16 protein-coding genes and 2 pseudogenes are annotated in these 14,366 nt (G+C 61.3%); 2 read left to right on the top strand and 16 right to left on the bottom strand.

Annotated elements, in window-relative coordinates; translation table 11 throughout:
- From fliP to fliF, 11 genes and pseudogenes are all read right to left on the bottom strand, one after another.
- Nucleotides 1–342, bottom strand: a pseudogene (gene fliP / locus MMS95_RS23580) (flagellar biosynthetic protein FliP); the annotation flags it as partial.
- Nucleotides 339–743 carry a flagellar biosynthetic protein FliO gene (gene fliO, locus MMS95_RS23575; RefSeq protein WP_166445203.1) on the bottom strand — a complete coding sequence of 135 codons (405 nt, stop codon included), beginning with the start codon at nucleotides 741–743 and terminating at the stop codon, nucleotides 339–341. The pseudogene fliP and the gene fliO, both read right to left, overlap by 4 nt.
- Entirely contained in the window at nucleotides 743–1,159 is a 417-nt protein-coding gene (gene fliN, locus MMS95_RS23570) for a flagellar motor switch protein FliN (protein ID WP_004934799.1), read from the bottom strand. The genes fliO and fliN overlap by 1 nt, the downstream gene beginning before the upstream one ends.
- The gene (fliM, locus tag MMS95_RS23565; RefSeq protein WP_004934798.1) at nucleotides 1,152–2,156 is read right to left on the bottom strand and encodes a flagellar motor switch protein FliM; all 1,005 of its coding nucleotides are present in this window, start codon (nucleotides 2,154–2,156) and stop codon (nucleotides 1,152–1,154) included. The genes fliN and fliM overlap by 8 nt, the downstream gene beginning before the upstream one ends.
- Nucleotides 2,157–2,161: 5 nt before the next feature.
- A complete protein-coding gene (gene fliL, locus MMS95_RS23560; RefSeq protein WP_015378245.1) occupies nucleotides 2,162–2,647 on the bottom strand; it encodes a flagellar basal body-associated protein FliL in 486 nt (161 codons plus the stop codon).
- Between the two features lie 165 nt (nucleotides 2,648–2,812).
- Complete coding sequence (locus tag MMS95_RS23555) at nucleotides 2,813–4,042, bottom strand: flagellar hook-length control protein FliK (RefSeq protein ID WP_021504083.1); 1,230 nt, start codon at nucleotides 4,040–4,042, stop codon at nucleotides 2,813–2,815.
- Nucleotides 4,039–4,485, bottom strand: coding sequence for a flagellar export protein FliJ (gene fliJ / locus MMS95_RS23550; protein ID WP_033632758.1), 447 nt, complete (start codon nucleotides 4,483–4,485; stop codon nucleotides 4,039–4,041). Before fliJ ends, MMS95_RS23555 begins: the two co-directional genes overlap by 4 nt.
- Nucleotides 4,486–4,505: 20 nt before the next feature.
- Nucleotides 4,506–5,867: a flagellar protein export ATPase FliI gene (gene fliI, locus MMS95_RS23545; protein WP_004934781.1), complete on the bottom strand. Its 1,362-nt coding sequence runs from the start codon at nucleotides 5,865–5,867 to the stop codon at nucleotides 4,506–4,508.
- Nucleotides 5,867–6,571 (bottom strand): flagellar assembly protein FliH, encoded by a 705-nt coding sequence (gene fliH, locus MMS95_RS23540; protein ID WP_004934780.1) that lies wholly within the window; start codon nucleotides 6,569–6,571, stop codon nucleotides 5,867–5,869. The genes fliI and fliH overlap by 1 nt, the downstream gene beginning before the upstream one ends.
- Nucleotides 6,564–7,556, bottom strand: a complete 993-nt coding sequence (fliG, locus tag MMS95_RS23535) for a flagellar motor switch protein FliG (RefSeq protein ID WP_004934775.1) — start codon at nucleotides 7,554–7,556, stop codon at nucleotides 6,564–6,566. Before fliG ends, fliH begins: the two co-directional genes overlap by 8 nt.
- Entirely contained in the window at nucleotides 7,553–9,247 is a 1,695-nt protein-coding gene (gene fliF, locus MMS95_RS23530; protein ID WP_242142387.1) for a flagellar basal-body MS-ring/collar protein FliF, read from the bottom strand. The genes fliG and fliF overlap by 4 nt, the downstream gene beginning before the upstream one ends.
- 315 nt (nucleotides 9,248–9,562) lie before the next feature.
- Here fliF and fliE point away from each other — a divergent pair, with 315 nt between their 5' ends.
- Nucleotides 9,563–9,877, top strand: coding sequence for a flagellar hook-basal body complex protein FliE (gene fliE, locus MMS95_RS23525; RefSeq protein WP_004934773.1), 315 nt, complete (start codon nucleotides 9,563–9,565; stop codon nucleotides 9,875–9,877).
- A gap of 244 nt (nucleotides 9,878–10,121) precedes the next feature.
- On the opposite strand, the gene MMS95_RS23520 is transcribed toward fliE, so the two are convergent.
- Nucleotides 10,122–10,721, bottom strand: a complete 600-nt coding sequence (locus MMS95_RS23520; protein WP_085336690.1) for an NAD(P)H-dependent oxidoreductase — start codon at nucleotides 10,719–10,721, stop codon at nucleotides 10,122–10,124.
- Nucleotides 10,722–10,849: 128 nt separating this feature from the next.
- Here MMS95_RS23520 and MMS95_RS23515 point away from each other — a divergent pair, with 128 nt between their 5' ends.
- Nucleotides 10,850–11,779: a LysR family transcriptional regulator gene (locus MMS95_RS23515; protein WP_156865911.1), complete on the top strand. Its 930-nt coding sequence runs from the start codon at nucleotides 10,850–10,852 to the stop codon at nucleotides 11,777–11,779.
- A 466-nt stretch (nucleotides 11,780–12,245) separates the two neighbouring features.
- Here the strand turns inward: MMS95_RS23515 and MMS95_RS23510 are convergent, their stop codons facing one another.
- From MMS95_RS23510 to MMS95_RS24285, 4 genes and pseudogenes are all read right to left on the bottom strand, one after another.
- Complete coding sequence (locus MMS95_RS23510; RefSeq protein WP_033632764.1) at nucleotides 12,246–13,106, bottom strand: helix-turn-helix transcriptional regulator; 861 nt, start codon at nucleotides 13,104–13,106, stop codon at nucleotides 12,246–12,248.
- Nucleotides 13,107–13,414: 308 nt separating this feature from the next.
- Nucleotides 13,415–13,783, bottom strand: coding sequence for a flagella biosynthesis regulatory protein FliT (gene fliT / locus MMS95_RS23505; protein WP_033632765.1), 369 nt, complete (start codon nucleotides 13,781–13,783; stop codon nucleotides 13,415–13,417).
- Nucleotides 13,783–14,193 (bottom strand): flagellar export chaperone FliS, encoded by a 411-nt coding sequence (gene fliS, locus MMS95_RS23500; protein WP_004934758.1) that lies wholly within the window; start codon nucleotides 14,191–14,193, stop codon nucleotides 13,783–13,785. Before fliS ends, fliT begins: the two co-directional genes overlap by 1 nt.
- Before the next feature lie 26 nt (nucleotides 14,194–14,219).
- Nucleotides 14,220–14,366: pseudogene (locus MMS95_RS24285) on the bottom strand (hypothetical protein); the annotation flags it as partial.

Raw genomic sequence — 14,366 nt, 5'->3', positions numbered from 1 at the left:
GTCGAACACCGGCGACATGATGAAGAAGGTCAGGAACAGCGCCAGCCCCAGCATCACCTGGTTCGGCGGCGCCGACGGCGTGCCCAGCGCATTGCGCAGCAGCCCGAGCACGATGATGATGCGGGTGAAGCTGGTCATCATCAGCAGCATGGCGGGCAGGAAGGTCAGCGAGGTCAACAGCACCAGCGTCTGCACCGGCAGCGACCAGCTTTGGCCGCCGTTGGCCAGCGGCTGGCTGATCAGCCCCGGCAGTTGTGCAAAAGCCGCCGGGCTGATCAGCAGCAGGGCGGCAGGGAGCCAAACCGCCGGACGGCGGACGAGGGTATGAAGAGTCGAGGTCATGCCGATTTTTCCGGGCGTTTCAGAACTTTTTGCATCAGTTGGCGGAAGTCCGCCGGTGTCGCCGCGTTGGTCTCGCCTTCGTCTTTCGGCGGGGCGGGCAGGGTGTGCAGCGGGGTGATCTGCTGGGCGGTGACGCCCAATACCAGCAAGGTGTCGTCGATTTCCACCACCACCACGCGCTCACGCTGCCCGACCTGGCAACTGGCGCGCAGGTTAAGCAGTTTGTTGTTGCGCGCCTGCGGGGCGAACCCCAGCCGACGGAACAGCCAACCGGCCAGCAGGATCAGCAGCAGAATGCCGCCGAGCGCGCTGCTGACCTGCATCAACACCGAACCGGCCGGCAGGGCCGGCGCGGCGGGTTGTTGGGTGCTTTGCACGGTAACGGGCGCGGCGACGGTCATCAGCGGCTCAGTCGACGCATGCGTTCGGACGGGGTGATGATGTCGGTGATGCGCACGCCGAACTTGTCGGCCACCACCACCACTTCACCTTGTGCGATCAGGTAACCGTTGATCAGGATATCCAGCGGTTCGCCGGCCAGGCCGTCCAGCGCCACCACCGAGCCCTGCGACAGGCGCAGCAACTCTTTGATGGTCATCTTGGTGCGCCCCAGTTCCACGGTCAGCTTGACCGGAATATCCAGAATCAGGTCGATATCCTGCAGGCTGCCGAGCGCATCCTGAGCTTCCAGCGACTTGAACACCCCTTCGGTGCTCGCGCCGGATTTCTCTGAAGACTGCTGCTCGTTAAACGCATCAGCCCACAGATCGTCTACGGATTCCTTTCCTTCGCCAGACGGTTGCTTAGGATCACTCATTGGGCTGTTCCTCACTCAGAGCATTCAAAATAGGGTTAATCAAATGTTCAACACGCAGGGCGTATTGCCCGTTCAACGTGCCGTATTGGCTGGTCAGAACCGGTACGCCGTCCACATGGGCGATCAGGCGTTCCGGCTTGTCTATCGGTAATACATCGCCCGGTTGCAGCTTCAGGACTTTCGACAGCCGCATCGGGATATCGACGAAGTTGGCGATCAGCTCCAGTTCGGAGTGCTGCACCTGCTTCACCAGCGTTTCGCGCCAGTGGCTGTCTTCCTGCCGCGAATTTTCCAGCGGCGGGTTGGTCAACAGCTCGCGCAGCGGTTCGATCATCGCGAAGGGAATGCAGATGTTGAACTCGCCGGTCAGCGCGCCGATCTCCACCTGGAACGGCGTGGTGACCACGATGTCGTTCGGCGAGGTGGTGATGTTGGTGAACTTCACCTGCATTTCGGCGCGCACGTACTCTACGTCGATCTTGTAGATGGCGCTCCAGGCGTCGCCGTAGGCGTCCAGCGCCAGACGCAGCATGCGCTTGATCACCCGTTGTTCGGTCGGGGTGAATTCGCGGCCTTCGACCTTGGTCGGGAAGCGGCCGTCGCCGCCGAACAGGTTATCGACGGCGATGAACACCAGGCTCGGCGCGAACACGAACAGGGCGGTGCCGCGCAGCGGATTCAGATGCACCAGGTTCAGGTTGGTCGGCACCGGCAGGTTGCGGGCGAACTCGTGATACGGCTGGATTTTGATCGGGCCGACGGTAATGTCCGGGCTGCGGCGCAGCAGGTTGAACAATCCCATGCGGAACTGCCGGGCAAAACGTTCGTTGATAATTTCCAGCGCGTGCAGGCGCTCGCGCACCACGCGGCGCTGGGTGTTCGGATCGTAAGGCTTGACCTCGCTCTCTTTGCCGACCACCGCCTCGGGTTCATCACCCGCGCTGTCGCCGTTGAGCAAGGCGTCGATCTCTGCCTGTGAAAGAATGCTATCGCCCATAGTGATTACCGCAGTATGAAGGCGGTGAACAGCACGTCGCTGACCACCTGCTTCGGTTGTCCCTTAACCAGCGGCGGGCTGAGCACATCCTTAATCTGCGCCACCAACTGTTGCTTCCCTTGTTCATTGGCCAACTGGCTCGCTTCCTGGCGGGAAAGCAGCATCAGCAGACGGCTGCGCACTTCCGGCAGAAAATCGTTCAGCTGGCGGCGGGTACTTTCGTCCGGCAGACGCAGCGTGAGGCCGATGTACAGCACGCGATCCGGGTTGTTGTCCGGCGTCACCAGGTTGACGGTAAAGGTGTCGAGCGGCATGAACACCGGCGCCGCCGGCGGTTGTTCTTTGACGGCGGCCGGTTCGGCGCCGTTTTTATGCTGTTGCAGCAGCCACCAGCTGTAGCCCGCGGCGCCACAGGCGACGACGCTGATCAACACCAGCAGGATGACCAGAAGGGGGCGTTTCGGTGCTGCCGGAAGGGAGTTCTGAGACATAGCGAAATCTAATTCCTGTTGTTCCACCCGCGGCCGGCGAGGCGGCGGGCATCGCGCGCGGCAAAGCCGCACGCATGACATGTAAAGGTATTATCGCGTCTATTGTGGCGTGCAATAGCCTGAATAGACGCGCAAATGGGTGCCAGCTTGGGCGTTTGCGGCGGCTCAGGCGAAAATATCGACGCCGTTGACCGCGCTGGCCATACGCTGCAGCGCCGCCGGTGCGCTGACGCCCTCGGCGGCTGCGCCGTCAGCGCCATGATGTTCAGCATAACTGGAACGGCCCTGGCCGTTGGAAGCCTGCTGTTGCGCCTGCTGCCAGTGCGGGGTGGACTCGCCGCCCACGCTGCTCTGCCCCAGGTTGATACCGCTCTCCGCCAGCGCGTGCCGCAGCTGCGGCATCGCCGCTTCCACCGCCGCACGCACCTGGCCGTGCGCGGAGGCGATGTGCAGCTGCGCCTGCTGGTCGTCCAGTTTCAGCGTGATCTGCAAGGCGCCCAGTTCCTGCGGGTGCAGGCGCAGCTCGGCGCTCTGCTGGCCGTTGCGGTGGAACATCAGCACCTGTTGGTTCAACGCCTGCTGCCACTCCGGGCTGCCCAGCTGCGCGTTGAGCTGCGGAGCCGGCGGTGCCGTCACCAGCGCGCTGGCCGGGGCGGTCGTTTGCGTCGGGCTGGCGGCGGCCAGGGCGACAGCGTGATTGAGCGTCGGTTGCTGCTGCGCATCGCTCGCCGGCAGCGGCTGTGCGGCGTTTGCGCGTTCACCGCTGGTCGGCTGCGGGAGCGCCGCGGCAGCGTTGTCGCCATCGGTAGCCGGCGTTTTCGCGCCCGTCACCGCCGGGGCGGGGGCCGCCGACGAGCGCGCGGCGGTGTTATCACCGGCCGCCGCGATGTTCAGCAGGCCGTTGCCGGGCTGCAGCGCAGTCGCCTCGTCAGCGTTTTCCATCGGCAGCGACCGTTGGCCTTCGGCCGGTTGCGCCTGAGCGACGATCGCGGCCGGCAGCATGGCGTACAGCGCCTGCAGCGTCGCGGCATCCAGCTCTTTGGCGGCGACGATCGGCGGCTGCGCCGGTTTATCGCCGGCGGCGGGCGCATCGCCTTCAACGGCTTCAGAAGAAGGCGCGTCGGCTGAGGCTGACAGGTTCGGCAACAGGCCGCCGCGCTCGCCGAAGGTGGCCAGCAGCTGATTGAGCTGGTTGCGGCTCAGGGCCGGGGCGCGCTCCTCGTCCGCGCTCAGCGTGGCCGGCTGAGGTTTGCCATCGGCGGCGGGCGCGAAACGCGCGCCGAGCAGCTGGGCAAAAGCGGACGACAGCTGGCTTTCGTCCAGCGCCGAGGTCAGTTCGGTCAGACCGCCGGCGTCGCCGGGTAAGGCCAGGCCGGGCAGGGCGTTCAGATTCATGGGTTGATATTCCTTTGTGCGCTGCGTTGAGCGAATTCATCCATCAATTTTTGATCCCGTTTGTTCTCCTGCTGCTGCTCCGCGTTCATTGCGCGGGTATGCAGGGTGTCGAAAGCGTTCAGCCGCTGTTGTTTGTCTTGCCATTGCTTCACCGCGTGATCCACTTTCTGCCCCCACTGCAGCAGCTGCTGGCGGTGCTGGTCGATGGCCTGCTCCAGCGTGCCGATAAACTGCTGGTAGTTTTGCCAGCGTGAGCTGTCCATGCCGTCGCAGAGCGTATGATTCAGCTTCTGGCGGTATTCGTCCTGATAGTTGAGCAGCATCGACAGCTGCTGCTCCGCCGCCTGCTGCGCCTGCCGCACCTGGCCAAGCTGTTGCGCGGCTTGCTCCACCGCATCCTGCGCCAGATCGCGCAGGGTAATCAGGGGGGATTGTGATTTCATCGCTGTGCGCCTCTGTGACGTTAAACAATCAACTGCTGCAGCTGTTGACAGGCTTCATCATAGCCGCTGCGTTCGAAGATACCCTGCTGCAGGTAGGCTTCCATCTGCGGATACAGCGTCATCGCTTTGTCCAGCAATGGATCGCTGCCCGCCGCGTAGGCGCCGACGCTGATCAGATCGCGGTTGCGTTGATAGCTGGCCAGCATCTGTTTGAAGGTGCGAACCCGGCGATAATGCTCTTCGTCGATCAGCGACGTCATGGCGCGGCTGATTGACGCTTCGATGTCGATAGCCGGGTAGTGGCCGGCCTCCGCCAGCCGCCGCGACAGCACCACGTGGCCATCGAGGATGGCGCGCGCCGAGTCGGCGATCGGGTCTTGCTGATCGTCCCCTTCGGTCAACACGGTGTAGAAAGCGGTGATGGAGCCGCCGCCGCTGATGCCGTTGCCCGCGCGTTCCACCAGCGCAGGCAGCTTGGCGAAGACCGAAGGCGGATAGCCTTTGGTCGCCGGCGGCTCGCCGATGGCCAGGGCGATCTCACGCTGCGCCATGGCGTAGCGGGTAAGGGAGTCCATGATCAGCAGCACGTGCTGCCCGCGGTCGCGGAAATCTTCGGCGATGCGGGTGGCGTAAGCCGCCCCCTGCATGCGCAGCAGCGGCGACACGTCCGCCGGCGCGGCGATCACTACCGAGCGCGCGCGGCCTTCGGCACCGAGAATGTTCTCGATAAAGTCTTTGACCTCGCGGCCGCGCTCGCCGATCAGGCCAACGACGATCACATCCGCCTGGGTATAACGGGCCATCATGCCGAGCAACACGCTCTTACCAACGCCGGAGCCGGCGAACAGGCCCATGCGCTGACCGCGCCCGACGGTCAGCAGGCCGTTGATGGTGCGCACCCCCACGTCCAGCACCTGCTCAATTGGCGTGCGCTGCAAGGGGTTGAACGGCGCGGTGATCAGCGGCGCGCGGTAACCGGTTTCCGGTGAAGGCAGGCCGTCGAGCGGTTTGGCGCTGCCGTCCAGCACGCGCCCCAGCAGCGCCGGGCCGAGCGGCAGCTGTTTGCCGGCGCTTTGGCCTTCCGGCGCGATGCGGGCGTAAACCCGCGCGCCCGGCACGATGCCTTCCACTTCTTCCAACGGCATCAGGAACAACCGCTGGCCGTTGAAGCCCACCACTTCGCTTTCTACTTCCTGCACCTCACCGGCGTCGTGCCGTTCGATGAGGCAGGTCGCGCCGAGCGGCAGCTGCAGGCCGGTGGCCTCCAGCACCAGCCCGGTAGCGCGGGTCAGGCGACCGTAGCGGCGCACCGTCGGCGCGCGGGCGATGCGTTTTTCCAGCGTATCCAGAGAGCTCAGCCAGCGGCCGAGACGCGCGGTCATCAGACTTCTCCCGGTGCCGCCAGGCGGCACAGTTCATGCCAGCGCGTCGCCAGGCTGGCGTCGAGATCGCCTTCCTCGGCGCTGACCTTGCAGCCGCCCGGATGCAGTTCACCGTCCGCCAGCAGGCGCCAGCCGTGCAGGCTGAGGGTAACCCCCAACTGCTGCTCGACGCGTGGGTAGTCGTCCGGGTGGACCCGCAGCTGCGGCTTGCCGTTGAACATCGGCTCCTGTTGAATCAGCTGTTGGATCTGCGCGAGCAGGGCGGTGCCGTCGCACACCGGCGGCTGGCCCAGCACCTGTTTGGCGGCGGTCAGCGCCAGCTGCATCAGCCGCGAAGCGATCACGCTGTCGAGCGCGTCCAACGTGTGCTGGAATTCGGTGACCAACTGCTGCCAGTGGGCGGTCAGCGGCTGTTGCTGCTGCTGCGCTTCCAGCAGCCCTTGCTGACGGCCTTCCTCCAGTCCGGACTGAAAACCGGCCTCATAGCCTTTTTGCTGGCCGTCGGCATAGCCCAGTTGCTGGCCCTGTTGCTCCGCCTGCAGCCGCAGCGTCGCCAGCTGCTGCTGCAATTCGGCCTGCGCGTCCGGCGACGGATCGTCAAGTTCGAGATCCGGCAATGGCGGCAGCTCGAGAGCCGGTTTCTGTTCGCCCAAATCGTTGAGCGACCAGGGCTGCCAGGGCAGGGTGTTAATGCGATCAGACATAGGTGTCCTCGCCGCCGCCGATGATCATTTCGCCGGTTTCCGCCAGGCGTCTTACCACCAGCAGGATGGCTTTCTGCTCGTTCTCCACCTGCGACATGCGCACCGGCCCACGGTTGGCCAGGTCGTCGCGCAGGATGTCGGCGGCGCGTTGCGACATGTTCTTGAGGAACTTCTCGCGCAGCGGCTGTTCGGCGCCTTTCAACGCGATCAGCAGCGACTCGCCTTCCACTTCCTGCAGCAGGCGTTGGATGCTGCGATCGTCGACTTCCACCAGGTTTTCGAACAGGAACATCTCGTCGATGATCTTCTGCGCCAGCTCGCCGTCGTATTCGCGCATCGCGTCGATGACCGCTTCTTCCTGCTGGGTTTTCATCAGGTTGATGATCTCGGCGGCGGTGCGCACCCCGCCCATTTTGCTGCGCTTGAGGTTCTGGCCGTCGAGCAGGTTGTTCAGCACTTCGGTCAGCTCCGCCAACGCCGCCGGCTGCACGCCGCCGAAGGTGGCGATACGCAGCATCACGTCGTTGCGCAGGCGTTCGTCGAACAGGGCCAGGATGTCCGCCGCCTGGCCGCGTTTGAGGTGCACCAGAATGGTGGCGATGATCTGCGGGTGTTCGTCGCGGATCAGATCGGCGGCGCTCTGCGGCTCCATAAAGTTGAGCGTTTCCATGCCGGTGGTGGTCTCGCGCGATTCGAGAATGTCTTCCAGCAGGCTGGCGGCGCGCTCTTCGCCCAGCGCCTTGACCAGCACCGAGCGCAGGTAGTCGCTGGCGTTGACGCTCAGCGCCGCGTATTGCTCGGCGTCGTCTTCAAACTCGGTCAGTATTTCGCCGAGCTGTTTGTGTGAAACCTGGCTCATGCCGGCCATGGTGCCGCTCAGCAGCTGTACTTCGCGCGAGGAGAGGTGTTTGAACACCTCCGCCGCGCGATCTTCACCCAGCGTCATCAGCAAGATGGCGCTTTTGTCGGTTCCGGTCAGGCTCATATCTCGTTACTCATCCATTGGCGGATTACCAGAGCGACCACGCGCGGGTCTTTGTCAGCCAGATCGCGGATCCGCTGGCTCTGGACTTCTGCGCTGACGCGCTGCTGCGATTTGCGACGCTGCGCCAGCTCCTCGTTGCTCGGTTTGTTGCTGTCGGCCGCTTTGGCGGCAGGGGCGTTGGCGGCGGCGAGGGCGGCCTGTTGCGCGGCCTGGCGCTGTTGCAGCTGCGGCCGCACCAGTTTGCGCCACAGCAGCCAGGCCACCAGCAGCACCAGCAGATAGCGGCCCGCGTCGATCAGGCGATCGATAAACGACTGGCTTTGCCAGAACGGCAGTTCACCGCCGGTCACCTGGCTGTCGGTAAACGGTGTGTTGACCACGTTCAGGGTATCGCCGCGGCTGCTGGAGTAGCCCATCGCTTCACGCACCAGCGCTTCGATCTGCGCCAGCTGTTCTTTGCTCATCGGCTGCGGTTTGCCGTCTTTATCCGCGCCGAGGTAGTTGACCACCACGGCGACCGACAGACGCTGCACGGTGCCGGCTTTTTGCTGGGTATGACGGATGGTGCGATCGAGCTCGTAGTTGGTGGTCGCGTCGCGACGGGTATTTTGCGGCACGCCGCTGGCCGCCGCGCTGCGGGTGGTCGCGGCGTTTTGCGTGGTGGCGTTGGCGTTATTGCCCGCCGCCGGCTTGGCGGTTTCAATCGGCGCCGTAGGCGGAGCGCTCGGTTGGTTGGACAGCGCGCCCGGCACGCCGCCGACCTGCGGCCCGCCGATCTGCTCGCTCAGGCTGGTTTGCTGGGAGCGGATAGCGGCTTTGTCCGGCTGCTGGTTCGGCTGGTACTGTTCATCGGTTTGTTCGCGCGTGGCGAAATCGATCTGCGCCGTGACCTGCGCACGCACGTTGGCGCTGCCGACCACCGGGGCGAGGATCGCTTCGATGCGGCGCTGGAAGCCGTTTTCCACTTCGTTGGCGTATTTCAGCTGCGAGGCGTTGAGATCGCGCCCGGTGCCGTCGGACTGGGTCAGCAGGCGGCCGGCCTGATCGACCACGGTCACGTTGCCCGGCGGCAGGCCGGCGACGCTGCTCGACACCATATAAACGATGGCGTTGATCTGGCCGTCGTCCAGCGCACGGCCGGGTTGCAGGGTGAGCGTTACCGAGGCGGAAGGGGATTTCTGTTCGCGCACGAACAGCGAAGGTTTAGGCAGCGCCAGGTGAACGCGGGCGTTTTGCACCGGCCCCAGCGATTCGATGGTGCGCGACAGCTCGCCCTCGAGGGCGCGCTGATAGTTAATCTGCTCGCTGAACTGGCTGATGCCGAATTTTTCCTGATCCAGCAGTTCGAAGCCGACGGCGCCGCCTTTCGGCAGCCCTTGCTGCGCCAGGCGCAGACGGGTTTCATGCACCTTTTCCGCCGGGATCAGCAGCGCCGCGCCATTCTCGGCAAAGCGGTAAGGGATATTCATCTGCGTCAGCTGGGTGACGATGGCGCCGCCGTCGCGGTCGTTCAGATTGCTGTACAGCACGCGGTAGTCGGGGCTTTTCACCCACAACAGCAGCGCGACGACGATCGCGATCGCGGCGGAAGCGGCGACCAGCAACGGAATTTTCGGGTTGGCGCGCAGACGGTTCCAGATGGCCTGCAGGCCGTTGTCGCGGCTTTCGCCGGCGGTTATCGAAGCACTCATTTTAGGTCTCGTCCTTCAATGGCGCTCACGATCCCGTACGGGCCGCTGAGCAGCTCCCTGCCAGGCTGATGAACGGTATGGTTAGCGTTGTGTGACAAAACAGACTCCCTGATACACATATCTTCTAAATAGCGGCGCTCCCATTTCTGGGCAGGCCATTATTCGCCTTATCAGACAATTCCGATTGCCCGATAAGCCGGGTTTTTTGCAGTTAATTAACCGCTTTAGGTCCGAAAACGCTGTGCTAGGGTGTGCATCATTGGAGAAGTGCAGGGTGAAAACGTCACCCGGCGAGACGAGAGGATTGAGGACCAGATGGCGATTCAGGGCATTGAAGGGGTACTGCAGCAGATGCAGACCATGGCGGTTCAGGCCGGCAAGATGGGGCAGAATGCGGCGCCGCAGGGCGTCAGCTTCGCCAGCGAACTGACCGCGGCGCTCGGCAAGATCAGCGAGACCCAGCAAACGGCGCGCAAACAGGCGCAGGACTTCGAGCTGGGCGCGCCAGGCATCAGCCTGAACGATGTGATGGTCGATCTGCAGAAATCGTCGGTCTCTTTGCAACTGGGCGTGCAGGTGCGCAACAAGCTGGTGGCGGCCTACCAGGACATCATGAATATGCCGGTGTGATGAACGTGCCGACTATTTTTCAGTGAAATTTGGTTCGGCGCTGTTACCTTAGAGTGACGGCCAGTCCGACAATGCTGAAGCCGCAGCGCCAGCCGAGGAAAAAAAACCAGCTATCGAAATAGCTGGTTGAAGGTGCGATAAAACATTTATGTCATGTAGGAGCGTCGACACCCGCTCGAGGTGGCGTCAACGCGATTATCATATTTGTTATGTTATAACAAATCAATGCTGCCGTGCGTTTGCTTCAGCCCGCCAATTCTGCGATCTGCCGGTGGGCGTTCGCCAGCCCCTGATCGCGGCCGTGCGGTTTCATATCCAGCCCTTCGGCATAGATAAATTGTACGTCGCCGATCCCCATCAGCCCCAGCACCGAACGCAGGTAGGGCGTTACGGCATCGGTCGGATGCCCGGCGTGCATGCCGCCGCGTGAACTGAATACCAGCGCATTGACGCCTTCCACCAACCCCACCGGGTAGGTGGCGGTATAGTTGAAGGTCATCCGGGCGCGGGCTACCAGATCGAACCAGTTTTTCAGCTGGGTCGGGACGTTGAGGTTGTACATCGGCGCGCCGAGCAGCAGAAGATCGCTCTCTTTCAGTTCGGCAATCAGCCGGTCGGAGAGCGCCACCGCCGCTTTGGCGCGTGGGCTGATGTTTTCCGCGCCGCGCAGCGCACCGAACAGCTCGCCGTCCAATACCGGCAGATCCAACGCCGTCAGATCGTGTTCGACGATCCGATCTTCGTGTCCTTTCGCCTTACGCGCCGCCAGATAGCGGTCAATCAGGTTATTGGTCTGCGAGTCATTTCCCATAATGCTGGATTTGAGTACCAGTATTTTTTTCATGCTGTTGTCCTCTGACGGTCATCTGTGGTTTTCACCGGGGATTCGGAATGACAGCAGGTTATCATTGCTTGATGTTCACCAGTGGTGATAGGTTTTCACTAAATTGGTTCCAATTTGGAAACGTTAAGATGAAAAGCGATCTGAGTGCGCTGCCGGCCTTTGTTGCCGTAGCGGAAGGCGGCAGTTTCGCCGCCGCCGCAGAGAAACTGCATCTGACGCGCTCTGCGGTCAGCAAAATCGTGTCGCGTCTCGAGGCTCGGCTTGGCGTGATGTTGTTTATGCGCACCACGCGCAGCCTGAGCCTGACGGATGAAGGGGCGCTGTACTATGAGCACTGCCGGCAGGCGTTGGCAAACATTCAGGCGGCGGAAAACCAGCTCGACAGCGGCAAGATGCAGGTCAGCGGCCGGCTCAGAGTCTCGGTGCCGGTGCTGTTCGGCCATTTGTGCATTGCGCCCGTGTTGACGGCGCTGGCGAATGAGCATCCCTTACTGACGCTGGAGATGTCATTCAGCGACCGCAGGATCGATCTCGTCGACGAGGGGTTCGATCTGGCGGTGCGCATCGGCGAGCTGGCGGACAGCGGCAGCCTGGTTGCCCGGCGCTTGGGCGAACACGGCATGCTGCTGTGCGCCTCGCCCGATTATCTGCAGCGCTGCGGTGAACCGAGAACGGTAGAGGCGTTAAGCCGACATCAGGCGGTGGGGTATCTGCACGCCGGCGCCGTGCTGCCCTGGCAGCTTCGCGGCGAAAATGGCGAGCTGCGGCCGTTCAGGCCACCGGCCAAGATGATGATGGATGACATGCAGGGGATCGTCGATGCGGTGTCCGCCGGCGCCGGTATTGCCTGGTTGCCGGAGTGGCTGGTGCGCGAGCGCTTGATGGCGGGGACGTTGGTGGAGATCATGCGCGGTGAGCCCAGCCTCAGTTTCCCGGTGAACGTCGTGTGGCCCTATATGCCTTACCAGCCGCTTAAGGTGCGGCTGGCGGTAGACAAGCTGGTGGCGGAGCTGCCGGGAAAATTGGCGCTTGCGGCACCGTGGGTATCGCATCGCTAATGGCCGGTGCCACAACCGACTAATGTACCGAATAGAGGGCAGAAAATGGTGCTGTCAGGTTTATTGAATGCGCAGGTGACCGTTTATTATGACGTGATTAGTAGGGTTATTATTCGAGGCCGGTCAATGAGCACGAAAAGCGAATCCAGATGGCGTCTGATCAGTATTTTAATGTTGGCGCTGCTGGCGGTATTAATTGGCGTTCTGGTTAAACTGGACTGAAGTCTGACCAGACGATAAAAAGCCTGGCCGTTTTATTGTGCGGCCAGTAAACGCATCATCTCTTCTTCATTCAGTAAGGCTAACAGCCACAGCCCCAACAAAATTATTGCCAGAGAAAATAATCGCTTTTCATTACGCATCATTTAATTCGCTGTTCGGCGGATGGGTGTTGCTTAGCGTATCTCAGCGTTGTTACAACCGTTAGGGACTTGTGTTAAATAAAGCCATTTTGTTGCGCGTCTATTTATGTTTCTCCGGCGACCATCGCCTCAACGCCCTGAGAGCCGGGTTCCATAATCCTTTGATGGCCGCGAATGGCGGTAGGCGCGAAACCGAAGCGTTTGCGAAAACGTTCGGCGAAACGCGATGCGCTTTCATAACCCACATGTTGCGCGATGGCGGAGATCGGCCAGTCGGTCGACTGCAGCAGGGCCAGCGCGCTACTCATGCGCACGTCGATCATCAGATTGCGCAATGCGGTATTTTCCATCGACAGTTTGCGGCGCAACATCACTTCACTCATCGACAGGCTTTCCGCGACTTTGGCCGCCGTCCAAATGCTGTGCGGGTCGGTCGCCAGGCAGCGGCGCACGCGCTGCGTCAGATCCTTGGCTTCGTTGTGAATAAAGCGAATGCCGAATTGGGCCAGCCACAGCAGAATTTCCAGCATTTTGTGCCGCACGATGATGGTGGGAAAGCGTTGCCGCAGCGTCAGCGCCAGGCCGGTGGTTTCAAAACTGTGCTTGAGGGCGCAGGGCAGGTTGCGCAGCGCCAGGACGGCATCGAACGGCATCGCCGCCGGCGTTTCCTCGGCCGGAGGTTGGACGGTGAGCAACAGGGGATCGCAGGTCAGCAACTGACAGCTGAATACGCCGTCTTCGGACGGGCCGTTAATAATGTCCACCGTTTGCCCGCCGTCGATAATCAACAGCTCGCCGGGATGAGCGACCACTTCGTGTTGTTGCCAGCGTACGCGCTTATGGCCTTGTTGTATCAGATACAGATGTGGTTGCTCAAAATAGACTGAAGGGAATAATAATTCAGTATGCTGAATGATGTGCGCTGAGGCGCCAATTCCAGGACAGAGATTAATTGTACGTTCCATCGATATTCATTTCGCAGCCATTATCTGAGAATATCTTTACGCTTTGATCAGCGTTGGAGCAACATTTTTCCATGGGCCGTGAAACACAGCGGCGTGTTTTATCTATCAAAAATCAATTTCCTGCTGAACAGAAAACGTCCGTGTCGGGATGATGTTTATCCATTAAAGTGAGAGCCAGGCTCGAAGCGCGCATTTTACCAATTACCCATAAACTGAATAATTCAAATGCCATAGATTAATATCCTAACGTAACCCGAGAGTAATAGCGCATAGTGCTATTTAATCCATTTTCGTCAGTATTGTCGATCTTATCGGACCTGTGGTTCCCCCAGCAACAGCGCACGATCATGAAACTGGCCGTAGGTATTGTTGACCACGTTCTGGCGCGTGGACTGTTCGATCAGCATCTTCAGCTCATCCATTCGCTGCTGTAACAGACGCTTGAGCTCGGTTTCGTTGTCGAGGATCTGTTGCAACTTATTGCGCAACATCTCCTGCAGCGCCATGGACGGGCCGGCTTGCCCGGTATAGGCGGCGGTTTTCTCCACCGCCGTCACGTAAGCGAATTCGAGCTCGACGAGCTCCTCCCAGCGCCCGGTTTGCGCCAGCGCGATCATCTGGCTGCTCAGGCTATAAATTTGTTGATAAGCGGCTAACAGCTGCTGTTGACGTTCCATTACACGGCGTCCTGCGAAGGTTGGTAGTTAGGGCCGATTTGGCGCCAGGCGTCGGCGATGTTTTCCAGCAGTTTAACCACTTCGGCGATCGCCGCTTCGTCGTTGTGCAGGTTGGCCTGCATCAGTCGACGCTTCATGTAGTCGTACAATGCCGCCAGGTTTTCGGCGATCTCGCCGCCCTGCTGAGGATCGAGGCCGCTTTTCAGGCCGTTGTCGATGATATTGATGGCTTTGGACAGCGCCATGCCTTTGCCGGCGATATCGCCCTGGTTCATCAGGATGCGTGCGCGAAGCAGGGCGCTGAGCGCCCCGTCGAACAACATCACGATTAACTGGTGCGGGCTGGCGCTCATGGCGCCGCTTTCCAGACTGACCTGTGCATAGGCCTGAGTGCCGCTACGGTTATACATGCTGTTTTCTTTACCTTGTTAAAGGGTTACTTGAACTGTTGAGCCAAATAGTTACTGGTGCCGTTCATTTTCGACATCATGGTATCCAGCTGAACGAACTGTTGTTTATAACGATCGATGGCTGTCTCTTATACACATCTGACGCTGCCGACGATGGCCTCTGTGTGTAGATC

Origin of the sequence: Serratia sp. PGPR-27, assembly GCF_022678525.1 — a bacterium.
GTDB classification, from domain to species: Bacteria; Pseudomonadota; Gammaproteobacteria; order Enterobacterales; family Enterobacteriaceae; genus Serratia; species Serratia nematodiphila.
Note: the sequence above shows the minus strand (reverse complement) of the source record. Positions and strands in the feature narration are given on the sequence as shown.

Excerpts from the sequence above, each read along its gene's own strand:
- fliO (WP_166445203.1), bottom strand. The coding sequence starts at position 743 with ATGACCGTCGCCGCGCCCGTTACCGTGCAAAGCACCCAACAACCCGCC.
- fliN (WP_004934799.1), bottom strand. The coding sequence starts at position 1,159 with ATGAGTGATCCTAAGCAACCGTCTGGCGAAGGAAAGGAATCCGTAGAC.
- fliM (WP_004934798.1), bottom strand. The coding sequence starts at position 2,156 with ATGGGCGATAGCATTCTTTCACAGGCAGAGATCGACGCCTTGCTCAAC.
- fliL (WP_015378245.1), bottom strand. The coding sequence starts at position 2,647 with ATGTCTCAGAACTCCCTTCCGGCAGCACCGAAACGCCCCCTTCTGGTC.
- MMS95_RS23555 (WP_021504083.1), bottom strand. The coding sequence starts at position 4,042 with ATGAATCTGAACGCCCTGCCCGGCCTGGCCTTACCCGGCGACGCCGGC.
- fliJ (WP_033632758.1), bottom strand. The coding sequence starts at position 4,485 with ATGAAATCACAATCCCCCCTGATTACCCTGCGCGATCTGGCGCAGGAT.
- fliI (WP_004934781.1), bottom strand. The coding sequence starts at position 5,867 with ATGACCGCGCGTCTCGGCCGCTGGCTGAGCTCTCTGGATACGCTGGAA.
- fliH (WP_004934780.1), bottom strand. The coding sequence starts at position 6,571 with ATGTCTGATCGCATTAACACCCTGCCCTGGCAGCCCTGGTCGCTCAAC.
- fliG (WP_004934775.1), bottom strand. The coding sequence starts at position 7,556 with ATGAGCCTGACCGGAACCGACAAAAGCGCCATCTTGCTGATGACGCTG.
- fliF (WP_242142387.1), bottom strand. The coding sequence starts at position 9,247 with ATGAGTGCTTCGATAACCGCCGGCGAAAGCCGCGACAACGGCCTGCAG.
- fliE (WP_004934773.1), top strand. The coding sequence starts at position 9,563 with ATGGCGATTCAGGGCATTGAAGGGGTACTGCAGCAGATGCAGACCATG.
- MMS95_RS23520 (WP_085336690.1), bottom strand. The coding sequence starts at position 10,721 with ATGAAAAAAATACTGGTACTCAAATCCAGCATTATGGGAAATGACTCG.
- MMS95_RS23515 (WP_156865911.1), top strand. The coding sequence starts at position 10,850 with ATGAAAAGCGATCTGAGTGCGCTGCCGGCCTTTGTTGCCGTAGCGGAA.
- MMS95_RS23510 (WP_033632764.1), bottom strand. The coding sequence starts at position 13,106 with ATGGAACGTACAATTAATCTCTGTCCTGGAATTGGCGCCTCAGCGCAC.
- fliT (WP_033632765.1), bottom strand. The coding sequence starts at position 13,783 with ATGGAACGTCAACAGCAGCTGTTAGCCGCTTATCAACAAATTTATAGC.
- fliS (WP_004934758.1), bottom strand. The coding sequence starts at position 14,193 with ATGTATAACCGTAGCGGCACTCAGGCCTATGCACAGGTCAGTCTGGAA.